At 60.6% G+C, this 23,433-nt stretch carries 21 protein-coding genes; 7 read left to right on the top strand and 14 right to left on the bottom strand.

Going from position 1 to position 23,433, the window contains the following annotated elements; translation table 11 throughout:
- The first annotated feature begins 55 nt into the window (after positions 1-55).
- Genes cysD through ACM64M_RS01910 form a run of 3 tightly spaced genes read left to right on the top strand, consistent with a single transcriptional unit; the run spans position 56 to position 3,623 of the window.
- Positions 56-958 (top strand): sulfate adenylyltransferase subunit CysD, encoded by a 903-nt coding sequence (gene cysD, locus ACM64M_RS01920; RefSeq protein WP_416226945.1) that lies wholly within the window; start codon positions 56-58, stop codon positions 956-958.
- Positions 958-2,874, top strand: coding sequence for a sulfate adenylyltransferase subunit CysN (gene cysN, locus ACM64M_RS01915; RefSeq protein WP_416226944.1), 1,917 nt, complete (start codon positions 958-960; stop codon positions 2,872-2,874). Before cysD ends, cysN begins: the two co-directional genes overlap by 1 nt.
- Positions 2,871-3,623 (top strand): 3'(2'),5'-bisphosphate nucleotidase CysQ, encoded by a 753-nt coding sequence (locus tag ACM64M_RS01910; RefSeq protein ID WP_416226943.1) that lies wholly within the window; start codon positions 2,871-2,873, stop codon positions 3,621-3,623. Before cysN ends, ACM64M_RS01910 begins: the two co-directional genes overlap by 4 nt.
- On the opposite strand, the gene ACM64M_RS01905 is transcribed toward ACM64M_RS01910, so the two are convergent.
- The 8 genes from ACM64M_RS01905 to pepN form a co-directional block, all read right to left on the bottom strand.
- Complete coding sequence (locus ACM64M_RS01905; protein WP_416226942.1) at positions 3,603-4,178, bottom strand: OmpA family protein; 576 nt, start codon at positions 4,176-4,178, stop codon at positions 3,603-3,605. The two genes, ACM64M_RS01910 and ACM64M_RS01905, sit on opposite strands and share 21 nt — an antisense overlap.
- A 26-nt stretch (positions 4,179-4,204) precedes the next feature.
- Positions 4,205-6,064, bottom strand: a complete 1,860-nt coding sequence (locus ACM64M_RS01900) for a cation:proton antiporter (RefSeq protein ID WP_416226941.1) — start codon at positions 6,062-6,064, stop codon at positions 4,205-4,207.
- Positions 6,065-6,151: 87 nt separating this feature from the next.
- Complete coding sequence (locus ACM64M_RS01895) at positions 6,152-6,688, bottom strand: adenine phosphoribosyltransferase (RefSeq protein WP_416227347.1); 537 nt, start codon at positions 6,686-6,688, stop codon at positions 6,152-6,154.
- Between the two features lie 120 nt (positions 6,689-6,808).
- Complete coding sequence (locus tag ACM64M_RS01890; protein ID WP_416226940.1) at positions 6,809-7,657, bottom strand: cytochrome c1; 849 nt, start codon at positions 7,655-7,657, stop codon at positions 6,809-6,811.
- A 49-nt stretch (positions 7,658-7,706) separates the two neighbouring features.
- Positions 7,707-9,071 (bottom strand): cytochrome b, encoded by a 1,365-nt coding sequence (locus tag ACM64M_RS01885; protein WP_416226939.1) that lies wholly within the window; start codon positions 9,069-9,071, stop codon positions 7,707-7,709.
- Between the two features lie 57 nt (positions 9,072-9,128).
- Positions 9,129-9,677 (bottom strand): ubiquinol-cytochrome c reductase iron-sulfur subunit, encoded by a 549-nt coding sequence (gene petA / locus ACM64M_RS01880; RefSeq protein WP_416226938.1) that lies wholly within the window; start codon positions 9,675-9,677, stop codon positions 9,129-9,131.
- Positions 9,678-9,902: 225 nt separating this feature from the next.
- A complete protein-coding gene (pgeF, locus tag ACM64M_RS01875) occupies positions 9,903-10,688 on the bottom strand; it encodes a peptidoglycan editing factor PgeF (protein WP_416226937.1) in 786 nt (261 codons plus the stop codon).
- The gene (gene pepN / locus ACM64M_RS01870) at positions 10,681-13,320 is read right to left on the bottom strand and encodes an aminopeptidase N (protein ID WP_416226936.1); all 2,640 of its coding nucleotides are present in this window, start codon (positions 13,318-13,320) and stop codon (positions 10,681-10,683) included. The genes pgeF and pepN overlap by 8 nt, the downstream gene beginning before the upstream one ends.
- Before the next feature lie 52 nt (positions 13,321-13,372).
- Here pepN and ACM64M_RS01865 point away from each other — a divergent pair, with 52 nt between their 5' ends.
- Positions 13,373-14,167 (top strand): SDR family NAD(P)-dependent oxidoreductase, encoded by a 795-nt coding sequence (locus tag ACM64M_RS01865; RefSeq protein ID WP_416226935.1) that lies wholly within the window; start codon positions 13,373-13,375, stop codon positions 14,165-14,167.
- A gap of 127 nt (positions 14,168-14,294) precedes the next feature.
- Here ACM64M_RS01865 and ACM64M_RS01860 read toward each other — a convergent pair whose 3' ends face one another.
- Positions 14,295-15,182 (bottom strand): DMT family transporter, encoded by an 888-nt coding sequence (locus ACM64M_RS01860; RefSeq protein ID WP_416227346.1) that lies wholly within the window; start codon positions 15,180-15,182, stop codon positions 14,295-14,297.
- Positions 15,183-15,199: 17 nt separating this feature from the next.
- A complete protein-coding gene (locus tag ACM64M_RS01855; RefSeq protein ID WP_416226934.1) occupies positions 15,200-16,219 on the bottom strand; it encodes a threonine aldolase family protein in 1,020 nt (339 codons plus the stop codon).
- A 51-nt stretch (positions 16,220-16,270) separates the two neighbouring features.
- On the opposite strand from ACM64M_RS01855, the gene ACM64M_RS01850 reads away from it, so the two are divergent.
- The gene (locus ACM64M_RS01850; protein ID WP_416226933.1) at positions 16,271-16,579 is read left to right on the top strand and encodes a GNAT family N-acetyltransferase; all 309 of its coding nucleotides are present in this window, start codon (positions 16,271-16,273) and stop codon (positions 16,577-16,579) included.
- Here ACM64M_RS01850 and ACM64M_RS01845 read toward each other — a convergent pair.
- Positions 16,576-18,135 carry a PH domain-containing protein gene (locus ACM64M_RS01845; RefSeq protein WP_416226932.1) on the bottom strand — a complete coding sequence of 520 codons (1,560 nt, stop codon included), beginning with the start codon at positions 18,133-18,135 and terminating at the stop codon, positions 16,576-16,578. The two genes, ACM64M_RS01850 and ACM64M_RS01845, sit on opposite strands and share 4 nt — an antisense overlap.
- Positions 18,132-18,887 carry a PH domain-containing protein gene (locus tag ACM64M_RS01840; RefSeq protein ID WP_416226931.1) on the bottom strand — a complete coding sequence of 252 codons (756 nt, stop codon included), beginning with the start codon at positions 18,885-18,887 and terminating at the stop codon, positions 18,132-18,134. Before ACM64M_RS01840 ends, ACM64M_RS01845 begins: the two co-directional genes overlap by 4 nt.
- 154 nt (positions 18,888-19,041) lie before the next feature.
- Here ACM64M_RS01840 and ACM64M_RS01835 point away from each other — a divergent pair, with 154 nt between their 5' ends.
- The gene (locus ACM64M_RS01835; protein ID WP_416226930.1) at positions 19,042-19,689 is read left to right on the top strand and encodes a glutathione S-transferase family protein; all 648 of its coding nucleotides are present in this window, start codon (positions 19,042-19,044) and stop codon (positions 19,687-19,689) included.
- Positions 19,690-19,723: 34 nt separating this feature from the next.
- Here the strand turns inward: ACM64M_RS01835 and ACM64M_RS01830 are convergent, their stop codons facing one another.
- Together ACM64M_RS01830 and ACM64M_RS01825 are read right to left on the bottom strand one after the other, a co-directional pair.
- A complete protein-coding gene (locus tag ACM64M_RS01830) occupies positions 19,724-21,088 on the bottom strand; it encodes a spinster family MFS transporter (RefSeq protein WP_416226929.1) in 1,365 nt (454 codons plus the stop codon).
- On the bottom strand, positions 21,066-21,857 hold the full coding sequence (locus tag ACM64M_RS01825; protein WP_416226928.1) for an SDR family oxidoreductase: 792 nt from the start codon (positions 21,855-21,857) through the stop codon (positions 21,066-21,068). Before ACM64M_RS01825 ends, ACM64M_RS01830 begins: the two co-directional genes overlap by 23 nt.
- Positions 21,858-22,006: 149 nt before the next feature.
- On the opposite strand from ACM64M_RS01825, the gene ACM64M_RS01820 reads away from it, so the two are divergent.
- Positions 22,007-23,323 (top strand): aromatic ring-hydroxylating oxygenase subunit alpha, encoded by a 1,317-nt coding sequence (locus ACM64M_RS01820; RefSeq protein ID WP_416226927.1) that lies wholly within the window; start codon positions 22,007-22,009, stop codon positions 23,321-23,323.
- Positions 23,324-23,433: the final 110 nt, after the last annotated feature.

Raw genomic sequence — 23,433 nt, 5'->3', positions numbered from 1 at the left:
CCTCCCAACCAAATCTTTGTGTTGTTCGCAGGCTTGGCGCATTAGCTGGCGGAGCATGCGAACACTGACCCATCTTGAGCGGCTCGAAGCCGAAAGCATCCACATTTTCCGCGAAGTCGTGGCCGAGGCAGAAAATCCGGTCATGCTGTATTCGGTGGGCAAGGACAGCTCGGTCATGCTGCATCTGGCGCGAAAGGCGTTTTATCCCGCGCCGCCGCCCTTCCCGATGCTGCATGTAGCAAGCGGTTGGGACTTTGCCGACCTGCTGGCGCATCGTGACCGGACCGTGCGAGAATATGCCCTCGAACTGATCGTCGCGCAGAATGACGATGCCGAGGCGCAGGGCATCAATCCCTTTGACACTGGCAGCGCGCTTTACAGCCAAGCGCAGCTGACCGATCCGCTGAAGCGCGCCCTGACGCAGCACGGCTTCGACGCGGCGTTTGGCGGAGGGCGCCGGGACGAGGAAAAGGCACGGGCCAAGGAGCGCGTGTTCTCTTTCCGCACCGCCGCTCACCGCTGGGACCCGAAGAACCAGCGGCCTGAGCTGTGGAACCTCTACAATGCAAAGAAGAACAAGGATGAGAGCGTACGCGTCTTCCCGATCTCAAATTGGACCGAGCTCGATATCTGGCAATATATCGCGCTGGAGAAGATCGACATCGTACCGCTTTATTTTTCCGCCCCGCGCCCGACAGTTGAACGCGACGGAATGATCCTAGTCGTTGATGACGAGCGCTTTCGTCTTGAACAAGGCGAGCAGCCAGTGACGCGCTCCGTCCGGTTCCGCACGCTCGGCTGTTACCCGCTGACCGGGGCAACCGTAAGCGATGCGACTGACATGAACGACATCATCCAGGAAATGCTGCTCGCTACGGGATCGGAACGGCAAGGCCGCGCTATCGACAAGGGGCAATCGGCGAGCATGGAAGACAAGAAGCAGGAGGGGTATTTCTGATGAGCGCCCAGAATTCCAGCTTCCAGACCGACGCGCTGATTGCCGAGGACATCGACGCCTATCTCGAACAGCATCAACACAAGAGCCTGTTGCGCTTCATCACCTGCGGAAGCGTCGATGACGGCAAATCAACGTTGATCGGGCGGCTCCTTTATGATTCGAAGATGATTTTTGAAGACCAGCTCGCGGCGCTCGAAAGCGACAGCGCAAAACATGGGACGCAAGGGTCAGAGATCGATTTCGCGCTGTTGGTCGATGGGCTGGCTGCCGAACGCGAGCAAGGCATCACCATCGATGTTGCGTACCGTTTCTTCTCCACCGAGAAACGCAAGTTCATCGTCGCCGATACGCCGGGTCATGAACAATACACTCGCAACATGGTCACCGGAGCGTCGACCGCAGATTGCGCGGTGATCCTGATCGATGCGAGGAAGGGTGTTCTGCAACAAACCCGGCGGCATTCCTATCTGGTACACCTGCTCGGCATCCGCCATCTGGTGCTGGCGGTGAACAAGATGGATCTGGTTGATTACGATCAGGCGACCTTCGAAAAAATCGTCGCGGAATATGCCGCTTTCGCGGGCGAGGTCGGGATCGAACACTTCACCGCCATCCCAATCTCAGGGTTCAAGGGCGACAATATCACCGCATCCCCATCGGCCAACACTCCGTGGTATGGTGGACCTTCGCTGATCCATCACCTCGAAACAGTCGAGCTTGCGAGCGCCGCTGCGCAGGAGCGATCTTTCCGTATGCCGGTGCAATGGGTCAATCGCCCCAATCTCGATTTTCGCGGGTTCGCCGGGCAGATTGCGAGCGGGACCCTTCGGCCCGGCGATCCGGTGCGGATTGTTCCGGCGGGCAAGACCAGCACGATAAAGGCCATCTCGACCTTTGACGGGGAGCTCAATGAGGCTGTTGCCGGCCAGTCGGTCACCATTACGCTGAACGATGAGGTCGATTGCTCGCGCGGCGATGTGATCTCGGCGGCGGGCGACCCGCCCGAGGCTTCCGATCAATTCTGCTCGACCATTGTGTGGATGGACGAAACCGCGCTCAAGCCGGGCCGCGGATATTGGCTCAAGATCGGGACGCAGACCGTCACAGCGACGATCCACCCTCCCAAATACGAAATCGACGTGAACAGCCTCGAGCGTCTGGCGACCAAGTCGCTGAGCCTCAACGCAATAGGCGTGGCTGAGTTTGCGACTGATCGCCCGATCACTTTCGAACCCTATGCCAAGAGCCGCCAGCTCGGCGGCTTCATCCTGATCGACAAGTTCACCAATGCAACCGTTGGCGCCGGGATGATTGAATTCAGCCTGCGAAGGGCGCAAAATGTACACTGGCAGCCGACCACCATCACGCGCGAGGATCACGCTGCGCTGAAGAACCAAAAGCCGCGGGTGTTGTGGTTCACCGGCCTGTCGGGTTCAGGTAAATCGACCATCGCCAACGAGGTCGAAAAGCAGCTTGCTTTGATGAACCGGCATACTTTCTTGCTCGACGGAGACAATGTCCGCCATGGTCTCAACCGAGACCTAGGCTTTACCGAAACCGACCGGATCGAAAATATCCGTCGGATCGGCGAAGTCTCCAAACTGATGGCGGATGCTGGATTAATTGTGCTGACCGCCTTCATCAGCCCGTTTCGCGCCGAACGCAGAATGGTGCGCGAAATGCTGCCTGAGGGCGAATTCATCGAGATTTTTGTCGATACCCCGCTAGAAGTGGCTGAACAGCGTGATGTGAAGGGGCTGTATAAAAAGGCGCGTTCGGGTGCCCTTAAGAACTTCACCGGGATCGATAGCCCCTATGAACCGCCCGAAGATCCCGAAATCCGGGTCAACACCGTGGATATGACGCCGCAGGAGGCTGCGGAATATATCATCGCTCAGATATTGCCGCTCAAGTGAGCACGCAATTCCCGTCCGACGCCGCACTGGCCGCACATCTTGCCGAAACGGCGGGGCGAATTCTGCTCGACGTGCGCGGGTCCGGGGTGTTCGAAGGAAAGACGCTGGGCGCGGCGGGCGATGCAACAGCGAACGAATTTCTATGCCATGCGCTGCGGGTGGCACGGCCCGATGACGGCCTGCTGTCAGAAGAGGAGAAAGACAGCACTGCGCGCCTTGATAAGAGCCGGGTGTGGATCGTCGACCCGGTTGATGGCACTCGTGAATATGGTGAGACCCGCAGCGACTGGGCTGTGCATGTCGGCCTGGTGGTAGACGGCATAGCAACAACGGGCGCGGTCGCACTGCCGGGACTCGGTGCGGGGATCGTGCTGCGCAGTGATGAGCCGCGCTCCCTTTCAACTATCCCGACCGTGCCCCGCTTTCTGATCAGCCGCACTCGGCCCCCGCGTGAAGCGCTCGGCGTGGCCGAAGCGATGGGCGGCGTGCTGATCGAAATGGGCAGCGCTGGGGCGAAAGCGATGGCCGTGGTGCGCGGAGAGGCGGAGATTTATCTTCATTCAGGCGGGCAGTATGAATGGGACAATTGCGCCCCGGTCGCCGTGGCAGAGGCGCATGGCCTGCATTGTTCGCGGATCGACGGATCGCCGCTGCGCTACAATCAAGCCGATCCCTATCTCCCCGATCTCCTGATCTGCCGGTCTGAACTGGCAGGCGATGTGCTGAAATTAGTCCGCACCCTCAGTTGATAACTGAACCAGCGCGGGCACTTCGATTTCGACGCGGCGATTGGCGGAGCGACCGGCTTCGTCGGGTGAGCCATCCGGCAGCGCGTTTGGTTCGGCGGGATTCTGCTCGCCAAATGCGACAATCTTGATGCGCGCCTCTGCGATGCCATTGGCGACCAGCCAGTCGCGCACCGTCTCTGCGCGGTTGCGTGAAGCGCGTTCATTCACCGCATCGCTGCCATCCGAGTCGGTGTGTCCGGCCAGCGAGATCGGCCCACCCAGCCCAATTTGCTCACTCGTAAGTAGCGCCTCCAGCGCAGCTTGAGCCGCTGCATCCAATTCCGCTCCGCCTTCGGGAAAACCAATTGTGACCCGCAGCGGTTCGATCGGTGGGGGCGGAAGGTCGGGCTGCTGGATATCGGGACGCAAGATTGAGACCACTTCGCCGGCCGATTCGGCAGGTGCCGGGGAGGCGGTGGGTTCACCCAACCCATCAGGTCGTTCTTCGGGGTTCGCCTCGCACGCGCTTAGGGCGACAAGGCCTGCAAGCGCGGTGATCAAACGTCCAATTTGCATTCTATCCTCTTGGTCTTGGGTGGTTGTCACGTGACATTCGTCCGCGCCTGTGAAGCACCCGGCTTTGGCGTCTTGCTTTCAGGCTGTTTCACTTGCGGCGGTGAATAGGTGATGATCGTGTCACCGGGGCGCGGGTCGGGGCGAGCGGCATGGGTGAAAAACCGCAAGGCCCCGGTTTCGCGCACCAACATCAACATTGTGGCCTCTTCGGGAAGTTTGGCCAGCGCCGCGGTAAAATCGAATTCCTGCGACAATTTTGTCTTCTTGAAGACCCAGCCCTGACGTTGGCGTTCGTTCACATCGGTGACGCTGAAACCGGCTTCAAACAGGGCCCGGCCCCGGATGCTTTCGGGCAGAGCGTGGCGGCTGTTGCCTTCGCTGTTCTCGCCAAGCTGATAGACCATGTCACGGCCAATCTCATGCGCAAACTCATTGCACACTAGCGCGTTATACGCCTCGTTCCCGGTAGCTGCGACCAACACCTGAAACGGCGAAAGGTCCAGATTATGTTCGGTCGCCTCGTTCAAAATCTCGCCGTGATAGAACGGCAGGCCCTCGCGCCGTGCTCCAGCCAGACTTTGCCAGCTTGGATCGACGATCATCACCGGGGTCTTCAGCGCCTCCATCTCCTTGGCCAGAGCGATCGTCCACGGTGTTGATCCGACGATCAGCAGGCCTGGCCGGGAGGTGCCTTTCACCCCCAGCCACCGGGCGACAATATCGACGGTAAAGCCATGCGCGATGACGGTCACCACAACCACTGCAAAGCTAAGCCCGATCAGCAATTGCCCCCCTTCGATGCCCAATTCGCCAAGCCGCAGCGCGAACAGGCCCGAAATCGCCACCAGCACGATCCCGCGAGGCGCGATCCAGGCGACAAACAGCCGTTCATTCCACGGCACATCTGATCCAAGCAGGCTGATTAGCACCGTCGCCGGCCGCACCAGAAACAGCAATGCCAGCAGAAACAGGAGCGGGCGTATGCTGGTCTGAAGATAGGACATCTCCTCCCATTTAAGCGAGGAGGAGAGCAGGATAAAAATGCCCGACACCAGCAGGATCGCCACATTTTCCTTGAACGGATGGATCGAACGGATGCTCGATACGTCGAGATTGGCGAGCGTCACTCCCATCACGGTAACCGCAACCAATCCGGCTTCGTGCTCAATCTGGTTGGTCAGCACAAACACTCCGATCACACTGGTGAACAGCACTGGGACCTTGAGATATTCGGGGATCGCACCGCGCGGGAAAAGATAGGCAATCAACCGCGCTGCAGCGTATCCGACCAACCCAGAAAGGATGGCGGCAATGATCAGCGGGGGCACCACCTCGATTACCGAAGCATCGGGAAAATCATTGAGCCGGCGGAAATATTCGTAAGCAATCACCGCGCATAGTGCCCCGGTGGGATCGTTGACGATGCCTTCCCATTTGAGGATCGAATTGGGTCGGGTTTGAATATTCGCCTGTCTGAGCAAGGGTATAACAACCGTCGGGCCGGTGACAATCAGAATTCCGCCAAACAGAACTGCAACCGGCCAGACCAGCCCGGCGATATAGAAGCCCGCCAAGGCTCCCAGGGCCCAGCCAATCAGCACGCCGATGGTTGCCAGCCGCCAGACCGCGCTGCCCGAATGGCGAAGTTCGCGCAGATCAAGGCTCAATCCGCCTTCGAACAGGATCAATGCGACGCCGACACTGATCATCGGATCGAGCATTTCGCCAAATGCGGCCTCGGGATCGATGAATCCGGTGATCGGTCCAGCGATAAAGCCCGCCGCCAGCATCAACACAATCGCAGGCCAGCCGGTTCGCCACGCAATCCACTGCGCACCGATGCCAAGCGCACCGACGGCAGCGATTACGAGAGCTTGCGATTCCATTGTGATGTTCGGTGTCCTCGCTTTACTAACCCACGGGGCGCCCGCCGCGTTCCGCAATTTCGGCGCGGGGATGCCGGATGCGAGCGATCAATCGCCTTCGAAATGCATCAATGCGTCCACATTAACACCGGCGCCGCGCAATCTGTCTGCCCCGCCAAGATCAGGCAGGTCGATCACGAATAGCGCATGTGCGACCTGAGCGCCTGCCATTCTCAGCAACTCGGTTGCCGCCAGCGCGGTGCCCCCGGTTGCGATCAGATCATCGACAATAACGACGTTCTCGCCCGGATTGACCGCAGCCGGATCCATTTCAAGGCGGTCGGTGCCATATTCAAGAGCGTAGTCGATACCGATGGTCTTGATCGGCAGCTTGCCCGGCTTGCGCACCGGCACAAACCCGATGCCCAGCGTCACCGCGACAGCTGCGCCAAAGATAAAGCCGCGCGCTTCCATCCCGGCGATTTTCTGCGCGCCGCCAGCGCGGGCGAGATCGGCAAGGTGATGGACACTGGCCGCCATGCCTTGCGAATGGCCGATTAGAGTGGTGATATCGCGGAACTGAATGCCCGGTTCGGGAAAATCGGGGACGGTGCGCACCAATGCTCTGAGCGCTTCGGTTGTCATCACGTCCGCACTCATACCCGCCCCCAAAAATCGGTTAATCGCCCGCCTGTAAAAGCATGAGCGCCCCACCGCCGGCAAGCGGTGATGAGGCGCATCACGAATATTACAGCAAAAATTGTTCTATTTCTTCTTTGGTTTCATCCCGGCCCACACCTGCTTGTAGGACAGATAGGCAAGGCCGGTCGCAAAGATCAGAAATGCGATCACAAACCAACCGGTCTGCTTGCGCTGGATCAGCGAAGGCTCTGCGGTCCAGGTCAGGAACGCAGCAATATCGGCCGACATCTGCTCGGTGGTCGCTTCGGTTCCATCGGAATAGGTCACGATATCGGGCAGCAATTGCGGCGGCATGGCAATGTTGATGCTTCCGAAATGCTCGTTGAAATACAGACCCGGTGGAGTTTCAAATTCTGGCGGTTTGGCCTGATCCTCTGGGTCAGGCTCAACATAGCCCTGCATCAGCGAATAGACATAATGCGAACCATCGGGCCGCGCCTTGGTCATCAGCGACAGATCAGGCGGGACCGCATTGTTGTTGAACGCACGCGCTTCAACGACATTGGCATAGGGCGAAGGAAAATAATCGGTTGGCAGACCCGGACGCTCGATCACCGATCCGTCTTTGTCATCGATCCCCGGAACCATCCAGCTCGCGGCTTCAGCGCGGACCTCGGCTTCAGTGTAGCCGAGCTGTTCAAGATTGCGGAAAGCCACGAATTTCAGACTGTGACAGGCTGAGCAGACTTCCTTGTAGACCTGATAGCCGCGCTGCAGCTGAGCGTAGTCCCACTTGCCCAGTGGCCCTTCGAACGAAAAGCCGCCCTCTGGGGCAATGTTCTCTTCGTGAAAGGCGTAATAATCCGGTTTCTCCGGCATGGCGAAATTGATGAGGCCGGGCACCAGCGACCACAGCAGCAGCACCGCTGTGAGGCCAAGGCCGATGATGATGCCTCCAAGTCGAATGGTCATGACCTAACTCTTTCTAATTATCGGGTCAGTGTAACAGGATCGTCGACGATTATTCTGCCGGCTGCAGCGCGCCATCAGGCTCTTCGCCTGCAGGCTTTCCAGACGAAGGAGACGCTACGCGAACACCGGCACCGCCCTCATCCTTGCCCAGCACCGCCTCGGTGATCGAGAACGGCAAGGGTTTGGGAATTTCGATCTGGCTGACAATCGGCAGGATCACGAGGAAATGCAGGAAGTAATAGGCCGTGGCGATCTGGCTGATCACGACATAGGGCTCTTCTGCCGGGGCACCGCCGCAGATCATCAGAACAATCATCGTCGGGACCAGACCGAACCAGAAGAACTTCTTGAACATCGGTCGGTAATTGCCCGAGCGCACCGGGCTCTTGTCGAGCCACGGCAGGAAGAACCACACGAGGATCGAACCGAACATCCCGATCACGCCCAGCAGCTTTGCCTGAACCAGAACGATGCCGGTGAACGGGATCGTCAGGTCGCCGGTAAAAGCGCGCAAGATCGCGTAGAACGGCAGGAAATACCATTCAGGAACAATGTGGGCGGGGGTCGAGAGCGGGTTCGCCTCGATATAATTGTCCGGATGGCCCAGCGCATTGGGCAGGAAGAAAACCATGAAGGTAAACAGGATCAGGAACACCCCAAGCCCGAAACCGTCCTTTGCCGTATAATAAGGGTGGAACGGAACCGTGTCGCTTTCCTGCTTCACCTCAACCCCGGTGGGGTTGGAAGATCCCGGAATATGCAGCGCCCAGATATGCAGGATTACCACCCCGGCAATTACAAACGGTAGCAGGAAATGCAGCGAGAAGAACCGGTTGAGCGTCGAATCATTCGGGGCGAAGCCGCCCACCAGCCATGTCTGCAGCGGCTCCCCGATGAAGGGGATCGCACCAAACAGGCCGGTAATCACCTTGGCGCCCCAAAAGCTCATCTGGCCCCATGGCAGCACATAGCCCATGAATGCGGTCGCCATCATCAGCAGGAAGATGACGACGCCGAGCAGCCAGATCATCTCGCGCGGGGCCTTGTAGGATGAGAAATAGAACCCGCGGAAAATGTGCAGATAGATCACGATAAAGAAGAAGCTCGCCCCGTTGGCGTGGGCATAGCGCATCATCCAGCCGTAATTGACGTCGCGCATGATGTGCTCGACCTGGCTAAATGCGACCTCGGTGTTGGAGGCGTAATGCATCGCCAGAACAACGCCGGTGACAATCTGCAGCACCAGGCAAAAGCCTGCGAGCACGCCGAAATTCCACATGTAATTGAGGTTGCGCGGCACCGGATAGCCCGCGCCAATCGCGTTGTAGACCAACCGCGGAAGCGGCAATTTCTCGTCGATCCACTTTGTAAAAGCGGATTGCGGTTCATACTGCTTTGCCCAGGCGAAACTCATAATGCTCTCTTACTATTTCTCAGCGTGGAATAACGCGGATATTCAGATTACAACGCTTCACCCGACGCGGATGACGCTTTCAGACGCAAATTCAAATTCGGGTACGGCCAGATTGGACGGCGCAGGGCCTTTCCGAATGCGACCCGCCACGTCGTAATGCGAACCGTGGCACGGACAGAAATAGCCGCCAAATTCGCCCTTTTCCTCACCCTCGCCCGCACCCAGCGGCACGCAGCCTAGGTGTGTGCACACACCCAGATTGACGAGAATGTCGGAATTGCCTTCGCCAAGCCGTTCAGCCAGCGTTTGCGGATCGCGCATCTGAGCCGCGTCATCGGCCTGCGCCTCGGCGATTTCCTCAGGGGTCAGCCGCTTTACGAAAAGCGGCTGATCGCGGAACGTCGCCTTGACCGACTGGCCCGGCTCAATCGCGGATACATCGACATCGGTCGTGCTGGCGGCGAGCACATTGGCGGTCGGTGCCATCTGGCTGATCAGCGGGAAAAGTACCGATGCACCGCCGACACCAGCGGTGCTGAGGGCTGCAATGTGGATCCAGTCGCGGCGCCGGACACCGTCTTGGGCACTATCTGCAGTGGAGGCCATGTTGTATTACCCTGCTCGTCAGGCCGCGACAGGACATATCCCCCCGCGGCGCCTGTGATGACCCTCTATGCCAGAAACGGCACGGGGCCTGTTTGAAAATCCCAACCTACGGCCTATGCGCGCGATATGCGTGGATCGGACGTAGTGTGATGGGCCATTAACGCCAATCTCTCACAAATGAAACCGTGTTTTGAGCATCATATGTTCAGCTGTGTGCAATCGAGTTTACGGAACCGCTATCACGCTGATATGCCGGCCGTAATTCGCCTCTCCATTCAGCGATGCCAATCTGTATGAATAATAACGCGCCGGCTCGCGCAAAGTATCCCGCCGGATATCAGAAATTTTTTCCAGCCCGGCCCGGCGCAATCGGGCGATCACAAATCCGGGGAGATCGAAATGCCAGCGCTCCAGCCCGTCGCGCGCGGGTGCGGACGCGAAATGTTCCGCGTCATCGCTGGAAAAATGAGCGCGAAACGCGGAATCGACCTCATAACTGGCCTGCGCAATCGTGGGGCCGAGCGCGGCGGCTATATTGGCGCGCCGAGCGCCCAGCGCCTCCATCGCGGCGACGGTGTTGTCGATTACGTTGCCCCGATGATTGCCCAGCGCGCCGCGCCACCCGGCATGCGCGGCCCCCACGACCCCGGCGACGGGATCTGCCAGCAGGATCGGGCAGCAATCGGCCGTCACTATTCCCAGCGCGATGTCGGTGCGGTCGGTGACCACACCATCTGCAACCGGGCGGCCATCGGCAGCGTCAGGCCAAAGCTTCCCCACGGTCACGACTTCGGGCGAATGAACCTGATAGGGCGCAGCCAGCGGAGCGCCGGGCAGGATAGCTCTCGCCGCAGAGGCGCGCAACTTGCGCGTATCCTCAGCCTCTCCCGGTCCGCCATAGCCGAATTGATGCGCGCCGCCGCCTGATCCGAAAAAGCCGTGCGGAACCCCGCTCAGGACATCGGCGCGTTCGATATCGAACGGGGTGGCGAGGCCGGGTAGATCACCCATCGAGGCTGCGGCTCACCTGCTCGGACGTATCGCGCGATAGATCGGGCGCAGCGGCAATCCGTTCCAGCGCCGCTTTCATCAAGGCAGCCCGGCCCGGCTCGATCCTCCGCCAGCGGCCCAGCGGCGAAACAAACCGCGCCGCCGTCTGCGGGTTGACCGGGTCAAGCGCGAGGATAACGTCTGCAATCATGCGGTATCCCGCCCCGCTGGCATCGTGGAACCCTTGCGGATTGCCCGCAAACGCCATGTAAAGCGAGCGCACACGGTTGGGGTTCTTCATGGTGAAATCGGAATGCTTTGCCAGCTCCTCGACTTGCGCGATCACATCCGGGTGGAGCGACAGGGCCTGCAAGGTGAACCACTTGTCGATCACCAGATCATTGCCCTTAAAGCGCTCATAAAACGCCTTGAGCGCCGTCTCCCGCGCGCTGCCTTCGATGCCGCATAGCACCATCAGCGCGCCTTGCCGGTCGGTCATATTGTCGGCGCGATCAAATTGATTGGCAGCAAGTTCGGCAGCTTTCGCCGGGTCGGTGGAGGCGGCATAGACCAGCACCTGAGTTTTGACCTTGCGCGCTCCGCGCCCTTGCGGATCGTCATGCGCGACATTTTGGGCGCGATCATAAAGCGCGTAAAACTCGCTTGCGAGCGCGCCGCCAATCGCCGCCTTCAACCCCTCGCGCGCCGCGTGAATCGCGCCGGGGTCAGCCTTACGTTCACCCACCGCCATGGCTTCAAAAAGATAGGTCTCGGCGGGAAGCATCAGCAATTCACCCCGCATCGAATCGTCGAGCGCATCGTCAGTCAGGATCGCGCGGAAGGCTTCGATCAACGCGGTCTCGCCATCGGCGCGATGATCGCCGCTCGCGGCAGCGACAAGGTGGCTCACCGCGAGTTCCTGAAGCGCCTCGTAGCGCGCAAACGGATCGTCATCGACACGGGCCAGAATGGCAAGCTGACCGTCGGTAATCTTGCGCTCGATGATAACCGGAGCGGTAAAACCGCGATTGACCGACAGCGCACCCGTCCGGTCGTCTATAAGTATGACCTCGGTCGGGTTTTCTAGCACGACAAGCTGCTCGGCAGCCAGCCATTCGCCATCAAACGTGTCGTAGGGCCTGATGCGTAGCGGGATGGTAAAGCTTGACGGCTCCTCGCTACCATCAGGTTTCCGCAGGAATTGTCTGAAGATCAATTCAGCCTGATCATCACGCGGACGCCCTCGCTGCTCGATCTTGACCACCGGCGTGCCGGCGGTCGAATACCATTTGCGAAAATTCGCCAGATCGATCTCGCCACCATCTTCGATGGCCTTGACGAAATCCTCGCAAGTTGCCGCCTCGCCGTCATGGCGGTCGAAATAAAGATCGGTTCCCCGCCGGAACCGCTCAGGCCCCGCCATGCTCCGCATCATGCGGATCACCTCTGCCCCCTTGTTATAGACGGTTGCGGTGTAGAAATTGCTGATCTCGCGGTAGCTGTCGGGCCGGATAGGATGCGCGAGCGGCCCTGCATCTTCGGGAAACTGCGCCGCGCGCAGGATACGCACATCTTCGATCCGCTTGACCGCCTCACCCCGCATGTCCTGCGAAAACAACTGATCGCGCAGCACGGTAAAGCCTTCCTTCAAGGACAGCTGAAACCAATCGCGGCAGGTCACGCGGTTGCCCGACCAATTGTGGAAATATTCATGCGCGATCACGCCTTCGACCGCGTCGAAATCGGCGTCAGTTGCGGTGTCGCGGTCGGCCAGCACATATTTGGTGTTGAAGACGTTGAGGCCCTTGTTCTCCATCGCCCCCATATTGAAATCGCTGACCGCGACGATGTTGAACAGATCAAGGTCATATTCGCGCTCGAAGGTTTCCTCGTCCCATTTCATCGAGCGGTGGAGCGATTCTAGCGCGTGATCGGTGCGCGCGATGTCCTCGGCGCGAACCCAGATATTGCATTCGACCTTGCGGCCTGAAACGGTCGTAAAAGGCGCGGAATTGGCGACCAGATCGCCAGCGACCAATGCGAACAAATAGGACGGCTTTGGCCACGGATCGTGCCATTCGGCAAAATGGCGTCCGCCCTCAAGGTCGCCTTTAGATGTCTTGTTGCCATTGCACAGCAGCACCGGAAACGCCGCCTTGGGGCCTTCCATCCGCACGCGGAAAGTCGACAAAACGTCGGGCCGGTCGGGGAAAAAGGTGATGCGGCGGAACCCCTCCGCCTCGCACTGGGTGCAGAGCATACCGTTCGAAGCGTAGAGACCCATTAGCTGAGTGTTCGCGCTGGGGTCGATCTCAGTGACGATCTCGACCGTGTGCGCTGCGGCGGGAAGCGCCACGACAAGGTCGGATCCGTCCATCGCCCAGTCATTTACCGGCTCGCCGTCCACCTTCACGCTCAGCGCGGTCAGCCCGTCGCCATTGAGCCGCAGTTCCTGCGACGGATCGGCAGCGGGATTGCGCTCAACTGTCAACTTCGAAGCGATCCGGGTCTTCTCGATCCCGAGGGCGAAATGCAGCTCGGTCTGCGGGACCAGCCACGGATAGGGCCGGTAATCCTCGCGCCGGATCAGGGGCGGCTTTGCCGGGGTCGCAGGGGCTGCGTCGGGGGCGATGGCGTCATGTGCGATATCCATAACACCCGATTTAGATTGATTTCGCCCTGGGTCCAATGGTTAGGTTGGCACCATGTCGCGTTTGTTGATCTTCGGCCTCGGCTATTCAGCGCAGCGCATCGCTGCAAAGATGCGTGCACACGGGTGGCAGGTGGACGCCACCGGAAGCGCGGGGAGCCTGGATTTTTCGGATCGCAAGACGGTGGTGCATGCGATTGGCGAGGCGAAGCACATCCTCTCCTCGGTCCCGCCAGACCGGGCCACAGGCGGCGATCCGGTTCTGGGCCTCTATGGCGCGGCACTTGAAGGCAAGGCGCTGTCCTACCTCTCCTCCACCGGCGTCTATGGCGACCGGCAGGGCGCATGGGTGGACGAGGCGACCCCGACCATCGCCGAAAGCGGAAAGGGCCGCCGCAACGCCCGCGCCGAGGCTGACCTTGCGTGGCTGAACAGCGACGCAAGGGTGTTCCGCCTGCCGGGTATCTATGGGCCGGGCCGCAGCGCGCTTGATCGGGTGAAGGAGGGCAAAGCCCGGCGCATCGACTTACCCGATCAAGTGTTCAGCCGGGTGCATGTCGATGACATAGCCAACGGGGTCGTGGCTGCTCTCACGCAGGATGCGCCGCCGGGCGCTTACAACCTTGGCGATGATCTCCCCGCCAGCGGCAATGCGGTCACCGAACACGCCTGCCGCTTGCTGGGGGTCGATCCGCCGCCGCTCGAAACCCTGGAGGAAGCCAATTTGTCCGAAATGGCGCGCGGCTTCTACATGGAGAACCGCCGCGTCGCCAATGGCAAGGCCAAACGGGTTCTGGGCTGGCAGCCAAAGTATCCGACCTATGTCGAGGGGCTGGAAGCGCAGCTTTAGAGTTTCACGCGAGGACGCGAAGAGGACCTCGCCCGCCGCAGGCGTTCAAAATCATCCGGTCAACGCTCAAGAACGACCCATTGGGAAAGGCACAACATCTTTGCGTCTTTGCGTGAAACCAGAATCCTTACCGCTTCTGCTTTGATCGCAACGCCAGCGCCATCCCCAGCAGCGCCAGAGCCATCCCGCCCGCAGTCAGCATATTCCAGCGATAACCTTCGAACAGCGTCGACAGCAGCATCGCCACGCACACCGTCACGATCCCGTTATAGGCGGTGCGCCCCGCGCCAATCTGACGCACCAGATTGTAATGCAGCGGGAAAGTCACCACCGATCCGATTAGCGCGAGATAGGCGGTTCCGGCCCAGAACTGCCATTTGTCAGGCAGCGGCGGCGGGCCGGCGGTCAACAGCGCAAAGCCAAGGTCGAAGATCGTGCCGTATAGCATCGCCCAGGCGAGCAGGCTCACCATTGGCACCCGGCGCCCGGTCGGGTTGGCCTGCACCACATTGGCAATCGAGGCGGCGAGCATTCCGCCAATCGCCAGCGCGATCCCCAGCGCGACATTGCCATCGAGCGGCGCCGCGCGCCATTCATGGACCAGCAACATCGCCACGCCCGCAATCGCCACCGCGCTGCCGCCGATAAAGCCGCCCTGCACCTTTTCGCCAATGAACACTTTTGCAAACAGCGCGTTGGGCACCATCAACAGCGCGAACATGACCGCCACAATGCCCGATGTGATGTGCAGTTCGGAATGATAGACGAACAGAAAATTGCCGCTGAACTGGGCAATCCCGACGCCCAATGCCAGCAGGTGCTCCGGCCGGTTAAGCCTGAGCCGGTTGCCCATCATCAGCGCCAGAACAAACAGCGCCGGGGTCGCCAGCGCGAAACGGTAAAACACCGACCATGCAGCGGGCACGCCGTCGATCTGGCCGGTGATGACGAACCATGTCGATCCCCAGATCGTGCCGGTCAGCGCGAAGGGGACGATCACTCGCCAATTGAGCATGGTTACCGGTTCGCTGGTCACAGGCTGGCGATGGCCTTGCCCAGCGCGCTCGCATCCTCGGCGCTTGTGTTCCATGCGGTGACAAATCGTGCCGCATCCGCGCCCCAATCGTAAAAGGCAAAACCCTGCGCCCGCAACGCCTCGCGTTCTCGCAGGGTCAGCCGCACGAACAATTCGTTGGCTTCGACCGGGTGCATCAGCCGCCCGGTGCATCCGCCAGCGATTTCCAGCGCCGCTACATTGGCATGGCGCGCATTGGCGAGCCACAGATCGCCGTCCAGCATGGCAAGGATTTGTGCGGCGAGATAGCGGCCCTTGCATTGCAGGTGCCCGGCGCGCTTGCGGCGGTATTTGACCTGCGCGGCGGCTTCCGGGTCGAACAGCACCACCGCCTCGGCGCTCATCCCGCCGTTCTTGATAAAGCCAAAGGCGAGGCTGTCGACGCCGAAAGCCGCGTCCGCAGCCGAGCCGCCGAGGAACGCCGCCGCATTGGCAAAGCGCGCGCCGTCCATGTGGAGGCCCAGCCCGCGCGCCTTGGCAAAGGCACTCAGCGCGGCAAGCTCCTCCGCCGAATAGGTGCGGCCATATTCGCTCGCCTGCGTGACCGCGATGGCGTGGGGTTGAACCTGATGCACATCGTCGCGGATCGGATCAATCAGCGCTGCAATGCCGTCAGGCGTCAGCTTCGCGCCCTCACCCCCATGTGCATCGGCACACAGCATCAGCTTGGCTCCGTGCAGGTAAAACCCCGGCGCGCCGCCTTCGTCAACCTCAATATGCGCCTCTTCGTGGCACACAACCCCGCCATGCGGCTGGCACATGGTGGCGAGCGCAAGGCAGTTCGCCGCAGTCCCCGTCGCCACCCACAGCGCCGCACATTCGCGCCCGAACAAATCGGTAAAGCGCGCGTCAAGCTGCGCCGAAAGCGCATCGCCGTCATAGGGATTGTCGGCAAAGTCAGCGGCGCGCATCGCTTCCCAAACCCGGGGGTGGACGGCGGCGGCATTGTCAGAGAGGAAGGGCATTGTCTGATTCATCACGCAACGCCTCTAACCACCCCGGCGTCCATGGCAAGCAGGAGAACCGCGATGACCGAGAACGAAGCTAAAGTCACCATCACCCATCACGTGGTGGGACAAGGCGGAAAATATGTCGCGCGCCTCGACGGGGAAGAGGCCGCCGGGACGCTTGAATGGGAGCCGGGCGCATCTGGCGACGTCCGGATCGCCACGCACACCATCGTCCCTAAGGCGATTGGCGGGCGCGGGATTGCAGGCCTGCTGGTTGATCGCCTGATCGCCGATGCACGCAGGAAGGGCTTCAAAATTGTCCCCCAATGTTCGTATGTGGCGGCAAAATTTGATGAGAACCCGGGCTGGGCGGATCTCAAGGCCTAACCCGCAGTCTGGCTTTCCAGCTGAGAAAAATCGGTCTCAGCGATGGTTTCAAGCACCTTGCGCCGCACTTCGCGGGCGCGATCAACGGGCACGCCGGGGATCGAGAATTCGCCGCCCGCCTGTCCCAGATGCACCGTTGCATAGCCGCGCAGGCGAGCAATCGGGCCTTGTGAAATCTCGACCGAATGCAGCTTGAGCCGGGTTGCAATCCGGCTGCGCGGGGACAGCACGCCGCTGGTCGCCATGATTTGCACATGATCCAGCGCATGGCGTTGATATTGCCACGCCAGCGCATTGGCGATGGCTGTTATGCCCGCCAGCACGAGCAAAATGCCCGTCGCCAAATCGCGCCATTCGGGGGCAAAGAAGGTTGTTGCGATAAACGCGGCCGCTGCGCCAAGCGCGACGAACAGAGCATCGAAAAACACGCTGTCGATCAGGTAGTTCTCGCTCGCTCGCCGCCAGTCAGCGTCGGTGCCGGGCAGGTCAAAGCCGGCAGCGTTAACGATCGGCGCAATCTCTTCCAGTCTGGCAAAGGGCGCGACCACATGGCTGGCGGCGCCCTGATCCTGCGCCAGACTGACAAAGCTGAGCGAATGCCAGCCAAACCGGTAGCGCAGAAAGCCGGTGGCGATTTTCACCCCCTGCACCCGGTGCGCCGGCATCACCACATCGGTGCGGGTGAACAGCCCGCGGCGCCGACGGAAACCGCGCGCGGTTCGCTCCAGCAGAAACCCCCATTCGCGCGAAAAGACCCGGACCATGCCGGTGAGCGACCCAATCAGGATAACTCCCAACAACGCAGCAGCCGCACCAAACGCCTGAGAAACTGCACCGATCTGGCTGATCTTGCCGCTCTGATCCTCGATCACGTTGCGCCACAATTTCATGTCCCAGATTTCAATATCGAGGAAATTGTCAGCATACTGCAGCAGACCCGCAAGCACTGCGAACACCGCCAGCGAAAATTCAAACAGGCCGAATGTGAACAACCGCGCCGGGCCCATCGTAAACAACCTGTCGCCTCTGTCATCGGCCAACGCGCCCGATACGCCTTCGCCGATGGCAGCCGCATCGCTTTGGTCGGCCCCATCGCGCCGGTCGCGCACCACTTGGCGCAATTCCTCGCCGTGATCTTCGGTGAGGTAGGTTAGACTGAGGTCTTCGCCCCCGCCTGCGCCGGTTTCAAACTTGACCGCCACCAATCCGAACAGGCGTGGCAGCAATTTCTGTTCGAGGCTGACGTCCTGAATCCGTTCAAACGGCACCGAGCGTGCCGAACGGCTGAGCACACCGCTTTCCACCCGAATGTCGGCCTCACCAATCGTATAGGTCAGGCGGCTCCAGCGGAGATAGGCGACACCGGCCGAAAGCACCGCAATCGCTGCGCCCACGCCCAGCCCGATGAACAGGCCAATTCCGCTGATCCCCGTGCCGAAAGCCGCAGCCACAGCGGGCAAGATTGCATTCTGCAATCCGCCAAGTGCGCCCACCACCACACTCATCGGAGCGGTGTGGCGCGGTTCGGGATGCGACCCTGCGGCGCTGTCGCTCACATGCTTTCCCGCTTGATATGCGCGCGGATTTCCTCGCGCATCTCGATCGCCAGTTCGTGACCCAAGCCCGGCAGGCTGACCGAGGCGTTGTGGCTGCCTGCGGTGTGCAAGGTCATCGTGGCGATGCCGAGCGCGCGCTCAATCGGTCCCTGATCGACGTCGATATGCTGCACCCGGCCAAACGGCACCACCGTATCCGAATGCCACATGATGCCGCGCACCACGCGCAGTCGGTCGCGGCTGATCTGATAGCCGCGCGCGCTGTATCGTGCCGCCGGAATCCGCAGCGCAATGAACAGCGCCAGCACCGCCGCCGGCACCATTATTACGCCCATCGGCAGGGCTACCGCAGTTCGCAAAACCAACTCAATCAAGCTGGCAACCCCAATCAAGGTCAACGCCGCGATGATCGCTCCAATGCGCATCATCAATTTGTAATTTGGGTGCAACCGGGTCAGTTCGCCATCTTCGTCTGCGTTGTCGGGCAGAATGCTGGAGGATGGTGTCTCAACCGTCAGTTCGGGCGCAGTTTCTTCCGGTGCGGGACGCGGAGTGTATTGCGCATCGCGCGGGTAGGGGGCCGATGCGGTTGCCGGAATGGGTGCAGGCGGAGGGGGCGACACCGGGTTTTCCCAAGGGCTCGCGCCGCCTTTGTGCCCGAACAATTGACTGGCGCGGTTCGACTTCACGCCTTCCGCGCCGGTTTGCGCAGAATCATCTCCGGGTAGATCATCGTCGCGATTGGTGCTCATGGGCGCCAAGATGCTGCGCGCAGCGATTGCCTGCAAGGGCAAACTTCAGCAAAAGTGCAGCGGCGTGATCGGTGTGCCTAGCGCATTTGTGAGGGCGACGCCGAAGCTTTGCCCGCATAGGGTCGCGCAAAACGTGCTTCACGGGAGAGAGAAGATGACGAAACTTCATTCCAGCCTTGGACCAAACCCGCGTCTGGTGCGGATGTTCATGATCGAAAAAGGGCTGGAGGAAGGGCGCGATTTTGCCCGCATCCATTACGACATCATCACCGGCGAAAACCGCCAGAGCGCCGAATACACCGCCAAGAACCCGCTGGGCACCACCCCAACGCTGGAACTGGACGATGGCACCTGCCTGACCGAGAGCTGGCCAATCTGCGAATTCATCGAAGAAACGCACCCCGCGCCCAACCTGTTTGGCGAAACGCCAGGGGAACGCGCCGAAGTGCGCAAATGGGCGAGGCTGTTCGATCAGGAAGTGGTCGTGCCGATGACGATGGGCTTTCGCGCCGGAGCGGGCCGTCCGATGTTCGAACCCCGCATGAGCGTGGTGAGCGCGGAAGCCGGCGCGGAACTGTCGGCGATGGCGGATGATAAATGGCGAATGTTCGACCGCGTGCTGGGTGATAGCAACCATTTTGCGCTGGGCCGGTTCACCTTTGCCGATCTGATCGTGTTCTGCTTTGCCAATTTCGGCTTTACCGTGGGCTGGAAACTGCCCGATGGCACCGATAATCTTGCGCACTTTGTCGCGGCGCACAACGCCCGGCCAAGCGCGGCGATCTGGCAACAGGCGGAATAACCGCTGGCTTTCACGGGCAGCAATAGGGCGGGGATCAATCCGGATTCTCGGCCATCCGCGCCAGATAGCCGCTTTTGCCCATTTGTGCGGCGGTCCATGCAAACACCGCCATTGCTGCGATGCCTGACGCCAGACAGACCGCAAACACCGCAATGGTGAGCGCCAGCGAACCTTGCGTCGGCGTCAGCCGGTCGCTCACCCAGCCGATCACAGCGAGGCCCAGCGCCTGCCCCACGAGGTTGTTGAAGAACAGCGCAATCGCCACCGCAAAGCCGCGTTGGCCCGGCTCCACCGCCGCCTGTATCCCCGACAGGATTGGCGCCTGACTGGCCACATAGATGCCGTATGCAAACGCAAAATAGATCAGGAACGGCCAGAACCCGCTCGACGACAGGCTCAGCCCGAGCGGCAGCACGCAGCCGAGGCTGACAATGCCGGGAAGCCAGGCGCGCCAGCGTTCGTCACGCCGGGTCAGCCAGCCGGCGAGATAACCGCCAAGGATCGGCCCTGGTATTCCGCCGATCAGGAACGCCAGCCCCAGATAGATTCCGACATCGCCGCTCGAAATGCCGAAATTGCGCATCATCACCGCCGCCATCCAGAACGCCAGCGCATAGCCGATCATGATCTGCACAGCCCAGCCGATGGCCAGACCCATGAACACCCGATTGGCGGCAAGCGTCCTGGCCGTCTCCATCAACGGCTGCTGTCCGATGGCCGATCCCTTTGGCGCATATTGCCCGCGCCGCGGTTCGCGGATCGTGAAATAGACCAGCGCGCCGATCGCAATGCCTGGCAATCCCATTAACATGAACGCCCAGCGCCAGCCGAACAACTCGTTCAATTGTCCGCCAATCAGCAATCCGCCGGCAGTGCCCACGGTCGCGCCCAGCGTGAGAAAACCCATCGCCTTCGCCAGTTCGCCGCGGCGAAAGTAATCGGCGACCAGGCTTTGTGATGCGGGACCTGAACAACCCTCGCCCACGCCCACGCCGGTGCGCGCAAAGAACAGGGTCCAGAACCCCGTCGCGAGCCCGCAAAGCGCGGTCATCGCGCTCCAGAATGTGATCGCGCTGGCGACGATATTGCGCCGCACCGACCGGTCGGCGAGCCGCGCCGCCGGAAATCCGACGATTACATAGGTCGCGGCAAAGGCCAGTCCGCCCAGCAAGCCGATCTGCCCGTCGGAAAAGTCAAACTCTGCCTTGATGTCTTCGAGCAGGATCGAAAACACCAGCCGGTCGGCGATGGAAAACATGCTGACCAGCGTCAGCATAGCGAGCACATACCACCGATATGCTCCCTCCGGCACGGGCTTATCGGCCGGGCCGCCGATGATGGGAACCCCGGTTACAGGGACCTCAGATACGGGGACATTAATGATGGGGTCGCGCGTCAAGGCCGTTGTCCACGGGGATTGTCAGGCCGTTGAGGAACCGCGCATCATCGCTGGCCAGGAACAACACGCATCCCGCCACATCGCGCGGATCGCCCAGCCCATCCTGCGGCAGCGGCCCGGGCGCGATCTGCATCAAATCCTCGCCCCCGCGCCCCGAAATGTCGCGCACCATCGGCGTTTCAATCCCGCCCGGTGCCAGCGCATTGCAGCGAATGCCGTATGCCTCGTCCTGACAATGGATGGCGATGCTGCGGGTCATCGCGCTGATCGCGCCTTTGGCCGCGGTGTAGGCGGGGATCATCGGATAACCCATCAACGCAGCGGTCGATGCCATATTGATGATCGAAGAGCCGCCGCCGCCGTTCTCCTTGTGCCGGTGCTTCATCAAGGGCAGCGCGTATTTACATCCCAGAAACGTGCCAGACACATGGATGTCGAGATGCAGTTTGAAATGATCGAGCGAGCAATCCTCGATATTCTCGAAGATCACATTGCCGGCATTGTTGACCAGAATATCCAGTCCGCCGTGGCGTTCCTTGACCGCCACCATTACGTCTTTCCATTGCTGTTCATCTGTGACGTCTAGCGCCATCGCATCGCCGCCGATTGCCGCCGCGACCTGATGCGCCAATTCGACTTCGCGGTCGGTAACGATGACTTTTGCGCCCTCGCTCGCCAACCTTTCACAATCCGCCTTGCCCAGCCCCATGGCTCCGCCTGTGACGAGCGCCACCCGGCCCTCTACTCGCCCCGTTCGCGGCTGATTCATTGCGCTCTCTCCCAAAAGCTGTGTTCTTGTAAGGCCAGATTACGACCGCAAGCGGCACGCACCACTGGCTAAAGCGATGGGAAAATTGCGAGGTGCACGAAGCGTTCGCCGCGCTATCCTGAGATCAGGCCTGAAGCCGGGAGAACACCATGATCGAACAAGCCGAAATCGCCCGATTAAAGGCCCTGATGGAATGGGAAGGGTCACGCGCCGCTCCGCCAAAAGGCTTTCCGGCGCTGCCCGACATGCCCGCAGCGCGCTACACCAGCGCCGAATATTATGCGCTGGAACAGGAACATGTGTTCCGCAAAAGCTGGCTATTCGCAGGGCATATCGACGAAGTACCCGAACCCGGATGCTATATGCGCTGGCACAATGCGGGCGATCCGATTGTCATTGTCCACAGTATGGATGGCACGGTGCGGGCGTTCTACAACACTTGCCGCCACCGGGGCGCCCCGGTTGTGACCGAGGATCGCGGCAAGTCCTCGCGGCTGATGTGCGGCTATCACAACTGGACCTACAAGACCGACGGCACGCTAGTGGGCGTTCCCGAACGGCAGGATTTTTCGCCCAATTTCGACATGAGCTGCCGCAGCCTTATCCCAGTGCGGTGCGAGCTGCTGGGCAATGTCATCTTCGTCAATTTCGATGCGGACGCCATGCCGCTGACCGAGTGGCTCGGCCCGCTGATGAATGAATGGGACGAGTTTGCGTTTGACCGCGTGCGGCTGGCGGCGCGCCATTCGTTCGAACTCAACTGCAACTGGAAGGTGGCGATGGAGGCCAATATGGAGGTCTATCATGTGCCCTTCATCCACCCCACCACCGTTGCTCCGCTGGTGGATGCAAAGCGCAACCTCAACACCATCTATCCCAACGGCCATGCCCGAATGCTCGCCCCCGCCCCGCATCACACCGACCGAGAGCATGTGCGCGCCATCGACAGTCCGCCCGGCTGGCGGCCAATCGAAAGCGTGGGCGAACTGGGGCGCACCTGTACCCAAAGCTATACACTGTTTCCCAACTGGGTTTCGCCTTTGTCCAATTACTTCGTGCCGCCGCTGGTGTTCTGGCCGACTTCGCTGGGCACCACCCGGCTGGAGCTGGTAACGATGGCGCTCGATTGGGGCGATGCACCTGCACCGGACCTGTGGACCGTTCCCGACGACAGCCAGCCAAACGGGCGGCAGATGAGCCCGATCATTCTCGAAGACACGCAATTCGGCGAAGCGATCCAGCAATCGATGCAGAGCGCCGCCTTCAAAAGCGTCCCGCTGTCCTATCAGGAGGCGCGCATCTATTCGTTCCACCAATCGCTCGACCGGATGATCGGCACGGACAACGTGCCTGCACATCTGCAGGTCGAACCGGTGATCGGCGAGGATTGGGTCTGGCCCAATGACCCGCGCACCGCCGAGATGGAGACCGCAACAGCGCGCGATGGAGCAACACTGCCTGCGTAAGATGACGTTACGTTTTAAGGGATTTTCGTAAGAATGTGGCCAAATTGTCTCACTTTACGTTCGTTCCTAGCGCTTTTGCTAGATGAGTGCGGAAACCCCTCTCCATACAG

Source organism: Qipengyuania sp. ASV99, assembly GCF_047872805.1.
Lineage (GTDB): Bacteria > Pseudomonadota > Alphaproteobacteria > Sphingomonadales > Sphingomonadaceae > Erythrobacter.
This window is presented reverse-complemented; position numbering and strand designations above follow the sequence as displayed.

What these genes read in the sequence shown, in the direction of transcription:
- cysD (WP_416226945.1), top strand. Translation starts at nt 56, where the DNA reads ATGCGAACACTGACCCATCTTGAGCGGCTCGAAGCCGAAAGCATCCAC.
- cysN (WP_416226944.1), top strand. Translation starts at nt 958, where the DNA reads ATGAGCGCCCAGAATTCCAGCTTCCAGACCGACGCGCTGATTGCCGAG.
- ACM64M_RS01905 (WP_416226942.1), bottom strand. Translation starts at nt 4,178, where the DNA reads ATGCAAATTGGACGTTTGATCACCGCGCTTGCAGGCCTTGTCGCCCTA.
- ACM64M_RS01900 (WP_416226941.1), bottom strand. Translation starts at nt 6,064, where the DNA reads ATGGAATCGCAAGCTCTCGTAATCGCTGCCGTCGGTGCGCTTGGCATC.
- ACM64M_RS01895 (WP_416227347.1), bottom strand. Translation starts at nt 6,688, where the DNA reads ATGACAACCGAAGCGCTCAGAGCATTGGTGCGCACCGTCCCCGATTTT.
- ACM64M_RS01890 (WP_416226940.1), bottom strand. Translation starts at nt 7,657, where the DNA reads ATGACCATTCGACTTGGAGGCATCATCATCGGCCTTGGCCTCACAGCG.
- ACM64M_RS01885 (WP_416226939.1), bottom strand. Translation starts at nt 9,071, where the DNA reads ATGAGTTTCGCCTGGGCAAAGCAGTATGAACCGCAATCCGCTTTTACA.
- petA (WP_416226938.1), bottom strand. Translation starts at nt 9,677, where the DNA reads ATGGCCTCCACTGCAGATAGTGCCCAAGACGGTGTCCGGCGCCGCGAC.
- pgeF (WP_416226937.1), bottom strand. Translation starts at nt 10,688, where the DNA reads ATGGGTGATCTACCCGGCCTCGCCACCCCGTTCGATATCGAACGCGCC.
- pepN (WP_416226936.1), bottom strand. Translation starts at nt 13,320, where the DNA reads ATGGATATCGCACATGACGCCATCGCCCCCGACGCAGCCCCTGCGACC.
- ACM64M_RS01865 (WP_416226935.1), top strand. Translation starts at nt 13,373, where the DNA reads ATGTCGCGTTTGTTGATCTTCGGCCTCGGCTATTCAGCGCAGCGCATC.
- ACM64M_RS01860 (WP_416227346.1), bottom strand. Translation starts at nt 15,182, where the DNA reads ATGCTCAATTGGCGAGTGATCGTCCCCTTCGCGCTGACCGGCACGATC.
- ACM64M_RS01855 (WP_416226934.1), bottom strand. Translation starts at nt 16,219, where the DNA reads ATGAATCAGACAATGCCCTTCCTCTCTGACAATGCCGCCGCCGTCCAC.
- ACM64M_RS01850 (WP_416226933.1), top strand. Translation starts at nt 16,271, where the DNA reads ATGACCGAGAACGAAGCTAAAGTCACCATCACCCATCACGTGGTGGGA.
- ACM64M_RS01840 (WP_416226931.1), bottom strand. Translation starts at nt 18,887, where the DNA reads ATGAGCACCAATCGCGACGATGATCTACCCGGAGATGATTCTGCGCAA.
- ACM64M_RS01835 (WP_416226930.1), top strand. Translation starts at nt 19,042, where the DNA reads ATGACGAAACTTCATTCCAGCCTTGGACCAAACCCGCGTCTGGTGCGG.
- ACM64M_RS01825 (WP_416226928.1), bottom strand. Translation starts at nt 21,857, where the DNA reads ATGAATCAGCCGCGAACGGGGCGAGTAGAGGGCCGGGTGGCGCTCGTC.
- ACM64M_RS01820 (WP_416226927.1), top strand. Translation starts at nt 22,007, where the DNA reads ATGATCGAACAAGCCGAAATCGCCCGATTAAAGGCCCTGATGGAATGG.